At 52.5% G+C, this 8,293-nt stretch carries 6 protein-coding genes and 2 pseudogenes; 2 read left to right on the forward strand and 6 right to left on the reverse strand.

Annotation, left to right across the window (positions count from 1 at the left end; translation table 11 throughout):
- Positions 1-253: 253 nt before the first annotated feature.
- Both HW561_RS22980 and HW561_RS24395 read right to left on the reverse strand, forming a co-directional pair.
- Positions 254-739 carry a hypothetical protein gene (locus HW561_RS22980; protein ID WP_176867690.1) on the reverse strand — a complete coding sequence of 162 codons (486 nt, stop codon included), beginning with the start codon at positions 737-739 and terminating at the stop codon, positions 254-256.
- A gap of 29 nt (positions 740-768) precedes the next feature.
- Positions 769-840, reverse strand: a pseudogene (locus tag HW561_RS24395) (IS6 family transposase); the annotation flags it as partial.
- Between the two features lie 229 nt (positions 841-1,069).
- Here HW561_RS24395 and HW561_RS22985 point away from each other — a divergent pair.
- Positions 1,070-1,779: pseudogene (locus HW561_RS22985) on the forward strand (IS6 family transposase).
- Positions 1,780-2,096: 317 nt separating this feature from the next.
- On the opposite strand, the gene HW561_RS22990 reads toward HW561_RS22985, so the two are convergent.
- Complete coding sequence (locus HW561_RS22990) at positions 2,097-3,029, reverse strand: LysR family transcriptional regulator (RefSeq protein ID WP_176867692.1); 933 nt, start codon at positions 3,027-3,029, stop codon at positions 2,097-2,099.
- Between the two features lie 364 nt (positions 3,030-3,393).
- On the opposite strand from HW561_RS22990, the gene HW561_RS22995 reads away from it, so the two are divergent.
- A complete protein-coding gene (locus HW561_RS22995; RefSeq protein WP_176867694.1) occupies positions 3,394-5,073 on the forward strand; it encodes a BCCT family transporter in 1,680 nt (559 codons plus the stop codon).
- 749 nt (positions 5,074-5,822) lie between these two features.
- Here the strand turns inward: HW561_RS22995 and HW561_RS23000 are convergent.
- From HW561_RS23000 to HW561_RS23010, 3 genes are read right to left on the reverse strand one after another with little or no spacing between them, the layout of a single operon-like run.
- Complete coding sequence (locus HW561_RS23000; protein ID WP_176867696.1) at positions 5,823-6,446, reverse strand: class I SAM-dependent methyltransferase; 624 nt, start codon at positions 6,444-6,446, stop codon at positions 5,823-5,825.
- 4 nt (positions 6,447-6,450) lie between these two features.
- The gene (gene pssA / locus HW561_RS23005; protein WP_176867698.1) at positions 6,451-7,206 is read right to left on the reverse strand and encodes a CDP-diacylglycerol--serine O-phosphatidyltransferase; all 756 of its coding nucleotides are present in this window, start codon (positions 7,204-7,206) and stop codon (positions 6,451-6,453) included.
- Between the two features lie 3 nt (positions 7,207-7,209).
- Positions 7,210-7,902: a phosphatidylserine decarboxylase gene (locus HW561_RS23010; protein ID WP_176867699.1), complete on the reverse strand. Its 693-nt coding sequence runs from the start codon at positions 7,900-7,902 to the stop codon at positions 7,210-7,212.
- Positions 7,903-8,293 lie beyond the last annotated feature (391 nt).

Here is an 8,293-nt window from a genome sequence, read left to right on the forward strand (position 1 = left end):
CTGTAAAATCTGGACTTCTGAGCCAGATCGATTCATCCTAAATCCGATCCACCAGATGCCGGGACTGAACAGTCAGTCCGGATGTGATTTTCATGGCTGACCTTTTCTAACCAAGCGCATCTTGTTGGTGAATGGCGAAGCTTTAGCGGGTAGGCGGCAGAACTCCAACCCTCCAGGATGACGCTTTTGCGATTTCCCACCAAGTTTTGGGCAAACCACTGTTGAAAATTCAAGATTATCTTCAGTCATATAATCAAGTTTTTCCCTGGCGGATGGGTCGCAGAGACTGTCGGTCATTACCGCATGTCGGTCTGAACACGCGAAGTGCTGCGACGAGCGCTATCGGAGCTTGGGTAAAAGCCCAGGCCGCTACCCAGCAAGAACCAAGCGACATAGCACCTGCAGCCCCCTGTTTTCCAAGCAGGTAGTAGTGTGGGAAATGGGGCCGCCCCACGGGTCCATCCGTACAGAAGACCATTCCAACCGCATCCCCTAAAACCATCCAGAGGATGAAGCCAAAAGATGTTCCAGCGGTCCGCGCCCCGATCCCACCGACAAGCGTGTAGCTGGCCGTGAAAACTGCCGTTCCGATGGCATAGAACAGTGCCTTTCCGCGCATTCGACCTGCAGCCGAACCCTTTGCGGCCATCCGCAGGATGCCAAGCGAGATGGCGGGGATGGCCGTCAAAGAGGCAAAGTCGAAGGACACACCAAGAAACGCGACCGAGAACAGGGTCACGATCAGCGGCGCGGTTCCACGGCTAGCGGGTATCGTACATAAAAGAACACAGCGAACAGGACCACGTCCTTGGGATACTGCGCGCCTTTGAAAGAAATCATGGACCAACTTTCAACTGGGTAATGCTGTTTGCCACCCATGCGCTAACAACCAGGAGGGTCCATGGTCAAAACTTTGCAACAAATCCGACGCAAAAATGTCCAGCGGCAAGGTTTCGAGTTCTTCGACCTCGTCATGGTGGAAAGTGACTGGGACCATCTCCCATTCCGGTATTGTCACGTTAACCGTCGTTTTGTTGCTCTGGCTTGGAATTGGACGTAGGTGACATCGATGAGGTCATCGCCCATCAACTACAAACGTCATCGATTTCCTCCTCAGATCATCACGCACGCGGTGTGGCTCTACGTTCGCTTTAAGTTGAGCCTGCGCGAAGTTGAGGAGATGCTGCTGCAGCGCGGGATTGACGTGTCTTACGAGACTGTCCGGCGTTGGGTCATCAAGTTCGGACCTCAGTTTGCTCGAAATTTGCGACAGCGACAGGACCGTCCTGGTGATGTCTGGCATCTCGATGAGGTTGTCGTGAAAATCTCTGGCCGCAAGTATTGGCTCTGGCGCGCGGTCGATCAGCATGGTGTCGTGCTGGACGAGATACTCCAACCGAAACGGGACAAGCGGGCTGCAAAAGGCTGCTACACAGCTTGATCAGGCGATTTGGCTTCATCCCTAAGGGGATGATCACGGACAAGTTGCGATCCTATGGTGCTGCCAAGCGGGAGATTGCGCCGGGCTTAGATCATTGGTCGCACAAGGGCCTCAACAACCGCGCCGAAAACAGCCACCTCCCATTCCGAAAGCGGGAAAGGACGATGCAAGGCTATCGATCTCCAGGAAGTTTGCAGCGGTTCGTGGCCAACCATTCAGCCGCTCGGAGTTGCTTCTGTGTCCCCGCCCGTCGTCACTCCGCCATAGCAGCCGATATCACTGCCTATGCTCTGTACCATATTGTACAGCTTTGCTGCCTTGAAGCATGGGACCAATAAGCGGTTCAACCACAGAGCAAGAAACGGGTTTAACCATACTTGTCTGCATGGTGCCCACATTTCGAACACCGCAGGTGTGGACACCATCGGTCATACCGACCTGCGCAATATAGGAACGGTTGTCTGTTAGAAGTTCCTCAAATTTAAAGTTCATGCCTGCGAGTAGTCTTACTCTAGTTGGATGACCGCGATGGGTAAGAGATCCGATGGAAGACAAGGAGAAATGGGCAAAAAGCCAAGAAAAGCATTAATAACCCAAGAAAGGATATTGGGCGACACTGATGGGTTAGACGCGATTTCACTGCTGATGCAGAGCACTATTCCGAAGATGAAGAGAAAACCTGATCCGCAATCCAATCGAATACCATACGAGGACCGCGGCCCAAGTTGGTCTGGTCCCGGGACATGACGTATCCAGCGTCGCTTATGACAACATCGTCTGTAACTTTCACAAGCGAACCTTTGTTGAGTAAGCCATCTATTAGACCAATCCAACCCAACGCGACCCCATCCCCTGTTAGGGCAGCTTGTGTGACCATGTCGTAGTTGTTGAAGCTGATGTAGTTTTTCTTTCTTTCACCTGTAATGCCGAGGCTAGCAAACCATCCCTGCCAGGTTTGCCACTCGGCAGTGGCGGGTTTTGACAAACTCAAAAGTTGAACATCCAGTAAGTCTGAAGAAGAGCGAATTGGTGTTATCTTTTCTAATAGCTGAGGGCTACAAACTGCTGCGACGGTCTCTTCCAGCAGCAGAATTTCACCAGGCTTAATCTGACTTCTGGGTGCTACATGGATCTGTATATCGCAATCCGTGTCGTCAATACCCGGAGCCACCGTAGATGCCAGAATTTGAATTTCAATCTCGTCTCCGAGTTCTTCACGTAAGTAAGCTAGGCGCGGCAGCAGCCAGAACGTAGAAAATGCAAAGTCAGCAGAAATTCGAACCCTTGGTTTGGCTTTACGTTCCATTAAGGAACCAACCGCATAACCCATTTGTGTCATTGCAGGTTTGACCACGTTGAGGAGCCTGAGTCCTTCATATGTGAGTGAGACACCACGGTGTTCTCGTTTAAAAAGTACCACGCCCAGATCTAACTCCAGGCCTTTTATCCGTTGAGAGATCGAGGACTGGGTCAAGCCGAGGGCTTCTCCGGCACTCGTGAAGTTCCCGTGCTTTGCGACCATTTCGAAAGCGTATAGCGCCACAAGGTTGCGACTGAGATTGGTATTAATCTTGTTAATGTCATCCATAATTACTGAACTACTGCAAATCTGCTCGAATATGTACCAAAAACTATGTCAAAGGGCGCGTACGCAGCCCGGCTAGAAAGTGATGGGAGCGATTTATGACCGGCCGCGAGCGCAACAAGACAATTCACTTTGCGAAATCAATGCAAGACGGTGAGATCGGCGACCTGCATCACTGTTCGCAGGGAATTTCCAACCCGCTGGGGTAATTCAAATTCTAAAGCCGGTGCGTGCCCAGAATAACCCACCACATTTTTTGCCTCAGCCAGGAGATATGGTTGCGGCATTTCCAAACACAGCATGGTGACTCAAGTCGCAGCAATTTGATCTTGCAACCCGCTTGATCAGCAACAGGGAGAAGATGAATATGGCAGTTAAGCCTCCACTATCAGAACTTCCGATAAAAACCGCTGAAAACGGTTTCTATCGGGGGTTCAGCGTCAACGTGACGGTAATCAGTAAGATCATCATCAGTTTATTGGTGGTCTGGTGTATTGTGTGGCCTACACAAGCTGGCAGAGTCTTAGGCGATTGGAACGCGGCCATTCTGGCGCAGTTTGCCGCTTGGTACATCTGGGTCGTAACCGCATTTGTCATCGTTTGTATTGGGCTGGCAATCTGGCCCGCAGCAGGACGGTTGAACCTGGGTGTGGAAGGTGAAAAGCCTGAATTCTCGAACTTCTCATGGTTCTCGATGATGTTTGGCGCCGGGATCGGTGTCGGGATGCTGACATGGGCCGTTGCGGAACCTGTTGCGCATTTCAAGAACAACCCATCGGTTATTCAGGGAGTCACAACTGCGCTCGAGGCGGATAATGTTCGCACCGCCTATGTCTGGTCCTATCTGCATTGGGGCCTCGGTGCATGGGCATGTTACGCGATTGCAGGTCTTTCGCTTGCGTTCTTCAGCTATCGCCGTGGGCTGCCATTGACGATCCGGTCGTCGCTGACGCCGCTGTTTGGCAAGGCACTGTCCGGCAACCTTGGCCATTTGATCGACATTGTGGCCGTTGTTGCCACAATCCTTGGTGTTGCTCAAACGCTTGGTTTCGGGGTTGAGCAGTTCGTCGCGGGTCTGACGCGGATCGGTATTGGCGGGTTGGCACATGCCGATGGCTCGGCGACGACGCTTGGGATCATCGTTGCCCTGCTGGTCATCATGGGGGCCTCGACACTGTCAGCGTTGTCCGGTGTTGGGAAGGGCATCAAGTGGCTTTCGAACATCAACATGGTGTTGTCGATCTTCCTGCTGGGCTTCTTCATCATCTTTGGTGCGACGTTCTTTGGTGCAAGCGCCTTCTTCGTGGGGATTTGGGACTATCTGGTCGCTCTGCCGTGGCTGAGCTTCAACGTCTATGCATCTGATGGCGTTGAAGGGTCGAAATCCTTCCTGCTTGCCCAATGGCAAGGCTGGTGGCCAGTGTTCTACTGGGCCTGGTGGATTGCGTTCGCACCTTTCGTTGGACTGTTCCTGGCGCGCATCTCTCGGGGTCGCACGATCCGAGAGTTTGTGTTGGGCGCAATGATCGTTCCTTCGCTGATGTGTTTTGTCTGGTTTGCATGGGCCGGTGGCACAGCGATTGATCTGGAATTGAATGGCAATGCGAATGGTGTGATCCTGGATGCGGCGAATGGCGACAAAATCTTTGCCATGACCGAATTCATGCTGGCCCCAATTGCTCAGGCTCTGGCCTGGGCTATGGCAGTGGTCATCGTTGTTCTACTGATGACCTTCCTGGTCACCTCGGCTGACTCTGCCGTTTTGATCGTAAATACGATCAACGCTGCAGGTGACGAAGGCCCTAAAGCACGCCCGCACATCATGTTCTGGGGTGCTGCACTGGCTTTTGTTGTCGGAGGGTTGCTGATTTCAGGCGGCACCGGGGCCATTCAAACCGCGATGGTGATTGGGGCATTGCCGTTCTCGATTGTGATGGCTCTTATGTGCATCGCTTTGATCAAGGCCATCTGGAATGATGGTCGGCGCGAGGCCGCAGGTGTTGCTTCAACAATTGATCCGGAAACCTCGACGATGCCAGCTGAATAGGCATCGCTGAAAATATTGAGGCCCCGGTTAACATCTGGGGCCTCTTTGTCCACGGCACCTTTATCTGTTTTAAAATGCTACGCTATGCATAAACGGCGGGAGTGAGGTATCTGAACTGCGGGATGTACCGGGTCGATGAATTGTCCGCCGTCAGGGTTTTCGGTACCAAAGGCGGGATGGCAGTTCACTGTGTTCAGTGAAACCACTGACAATGACCTGATGACAGGTCTTGAGGCTATCAGACGACAGTTGCCAAATCCCCGTTTATCAGGTGCGCAGGTCAGATCGCTGTTTAGGCAAAGAGCTTTTGAGCATGATGCTCGTGGCTGGTATTTGGGGACAAGCATGACGAGCAAGAACGAAGGCGTCTGCATCAATGCAGATGATTGGAGGGCCGAGTGCTCCAGTTCGCGGGTGTCCGCATTGCCGACTGGCATGCAACGAGAATGCAGCTATAGAGAAAGTCAGCATTCCGCCCTCTGTGGAGGAGTGCGATGACCGCTTTGGGCTGCCACCTGACGGATGCACATGCAGTAGCCTAGTCTTTCGGCAAAGGCAGGAATGGGCTCATTCCGCCGGTCGGTGTGATCCGCAGAGAATGGCGGCGACGAACCCGATTCGACGGATGCCGCGACGTAGACCAATGTCAGCTTCGTGATTTTCTGCTTCCTGAGTAGTCGCAGAATTTATTGCGCTGCTGGCCTGCAAATTTGCCGGTGATCTAGTTTGCCGCGCATCACTGGTAGAGATCAACTATCCATTTTTTGCAACACAAGGAATGTCATCATACCCATTGGTGGCAGCGATTTTTGCTCAATCGCCGCAAGGTCGGGTTGCTTAAGGACCGTGCTAATTTCAAAGTCCGAGTGCCAGCCAAGAAGATTGGCAAATGGCGCGCTTAACCGCTCGATCCGAGCGAGCATACCGGTTTCTCTGGCAAAATGATTGGTGATCACGATCAGGCCGCTTGGCTTGCAGACACGTGCCATCTCAGCCATGACGTGCTCGGGGTCTGGTACGACTGATATGATGTGCATCGCAGCGACGACATCAAATGACGCATCAGAAAAATCGAGATTGCGAGCGTCCATCTGTCTGAGATTTTGCACGTGATCCAAGCCCTGATTTTCAACCTTGACCTGCGCCTTGGCCAACATTTCCTCGCTGAAATCAATGCCTGTTACCTTCAGCTCTGGGCGATAGTTCGGTAAGGCCAGACCAGTTCCAACGCCAACTTCGAGGACTGTCTCGACATCCTGAGCGTTAATGTAATCAACTGCCGCTCGTCGCCCAACGTTCGTGACGACCCCAAATGTTTTGTCGTAAACTGGCGCCCAACGGGCATATGAGGTTTTGACGGCGTTGAGTTCCAAGGCACTATCCTTCGGTTGGTTTTGATTTTCGGGAAGAGCGGTATGCCCAAACAAGGCAGCCCACGTAAGCCAGGGTGAGAATTGTCAATGTAGCCCATAGGTAGGTCAGCAAGGCAGCCGCCAAAATTGCAGCACCCAGCAGGAAGAACTTGGCGTTGAAACGGCTTATAGACATGTTTTTGAACGAATATGTTGGGATTCGACTGATCATCAACAGCCCTATCAAGCAGATGTAAAATGCGACAACGACCGGCGGGGTCAGCGGCATACCTGAAACTGCAAATGAAACGACCATTGGCAACATAACCAAAACCGCCCCAGCGGGTGAGGGGACACCAACAAAGAACTCGGAGGGCGTGTCGTCAATCTCCAAACGACCGCTGACATTGAAACGAGCAAGGCGCAATACGCAGCAAATTGCATAAAACAAAACGGCAATCCAGCCAGCGTTTTGAAAGTCTTGAAGTACCCAACTGTGCAAAATCAGCACTGGAGCGACCCCAAAGTTAACAAAATCGGCCAGTGAATCGAGTTCTGCTCCCACAGCTGTTGACCGATTCAATAGACGGGCCACCCGGCCGTCCAGACCATCAAGAACACAGGCTGCAAGAACGAGGCGAACAGCCATTTCAAAGTTGCCCTCATAACCAAATCGTATCGCGGTAAGTCCTGCACAGATTGCGGCAATGGTAATTAGATTGGGTAGCAGATAGATCAGGCGAATTTCTGATCGCTTTTCACTATCCAACGGATCAGCCATCGGTCAATCCGCCAGGGCCATACGAGCGGGCTCGGTAGCGGCAAGATCAGCAAGAACTGTCTCACCTGCGACCATGGTTTGTCCCAAGTTTACCATCGGCTCCACCCCATCGGGCAAATAGACATCTAAACGCGAGCCAAAGCGGATCAGGCCGAACCGCTCTCCCGTTCGCAAGGTGTCGCCTTTGGCCGAAAAGCACACGATCCGTCGCGCGACAAGCCCAGCAATTTGCACCACTGCAAGTTGTCGGCCATCAGCCATTTCAATACACAAGCTGTTGCGCTCGTTGTCAGCGCTGGCTTTTTCCAGAGATGCATTGAAGAACTTTCCCGGCCGATAGGCAATCGCGGCGATTTGGCCTGCAATCGGGGCGCGGTTCACATGGCAATTGAAGACACTCATAAACACGCTGACGCGGGTCAGAGCCATATCAGGCATACCAAGTTCGGCTGGTGGGACGCACTTTTCAATAAGCGAGACGATGCCGTCAGCAGGGCTAACAATCAGCCCATTGCGTGTGGGTGTGATGCGCACGGGATCCCGAAAAAAGTAGTAGCACCAAATCGTCAGGCCCAGCCCAATCCACCCTAATACGGACCAGATGAGAAAAAGGACGACCGCGATTGCGGCAAAGATGCCAACAAACTTTCGCCCCTCAGGATGCATTGGCTTCAGAAATGTGTCGCGCATCTTCATGGATGAACCGCAATTTTATTTTGGATAATAGCTACCTACCCCGATAGGCGTAGTAGCCGCAACGCGATAGAAAGCGAGGTGATGGAAATCAGCCGAAATATGATTAAACCGACCGTTGACGCAAAGGTAGTGTCGCAAAGTTTGGGCGACGGTGGTAGAGATCCATCGATTGGACGTAGTTACCCAGCGAGTGCGGCAAACTACGCGAAACCCAAGTTCGTCAACAACAAGAACTTTGCAACAGAGTCCCTTCACAACCAACAGGTCAGCTCAATGGTTCTGTCGCAAACTTTCTAGACGGCAGAGCATCAGTGGCATTGGTGAGCCGGTTCTCCCGCTAGTTGGGAGAACTGCTGAAACGGGCGGAGTCCGGGCGTGAATTGGCCTTTGC

It is taken from the genome of Ruegeria haliotis (assembly GCF_013377785.1).
GTDB classification, from domain to species: Bacteria; Pseudomonadota; Alphaproteobacteria; order Rhodobacterales; family Rhodobacteraceae; genus Ruegeria; species Ruegeria haliotis.